Origin of the sequence: Lacimicrobium alkaliphilum, from assembly GCF_002591895.1 — a bacterium.
In the GTDB taxonomy this organism is placed as follows: Bacteria; Pseudomonadota; Gammaproteobacteria; order Enterobacterales; family Alteromonadaceae; genus Lacimicrobium; species Lacimicrobium alkaliphilum.
In genome coordinates, this window is record NZ_NISX01000047.1 from 1 (window position 1) to 469 (window position 469).

General features: G+C 44.1%; 2 protein-coding genes. Both read right to left on the minus strand.

Annotated elements, in window-relative coordinates; genetic code table 11:
• The coding region (locus tag CDA54_RS19410; RefSeq protein ID WP_143452336.1) for a hypothetical protein at positions 1-285 on the minus strand (285 nt) is incomplete at its 3' end.
• A partial coding sequence (locus tag CDA54_RS19785) for a hypothetical protein (RefSeq protein ID WP_218962439.1) occupies positions 285-469 on the minus strand: 185 nt, incomplete at its 5' end. The genes CDA54_RS19785 and CDA54_RS19410, both read right to left, overlap by 1 nt.

Below are 469 nucleotides of genomic sequence, written 5' to 3' on the forward strand. Positions count from 1 at the left end.
AAAAAGTAGGATCTGACCCTGGCTTCCTGTTGAAAGGTCTCTTATCTCTTTGTTAATAGCTTTGCTGATTAACCTTTTCTGGTTTTCACTAAACCCTCCAGTCTTATCAAATAAAACAACCGTAAGTGAGCTTTCAGCGCCTGACTTACATAAGGTGTGTTCGTCGTAGCTATTTGCTGTCATCATTTTCCAAATAACCGCTCCGCCCACAACACCCAGCGCCAAGACCGCGCAAATGAGCGTCCAGTTACCTGATACATTTTTATCTTCGTCTAGCAAGCTCATTATGCAGTCTCTCTCTCCAGGCTTAGGTCATTCACAGCATGTTGGTAGTCAGTTCTTAGCTCTTCCAGCTCTTTGTATTGGAACTCATTGATAGCCTCACGCTTACCTTTGAAAAGGGCAGAATCTTCATCCGAAACAAGTCCCTTGAGTTCTGGAAACTCAAGCTCTGGCATGGGCTTAGACA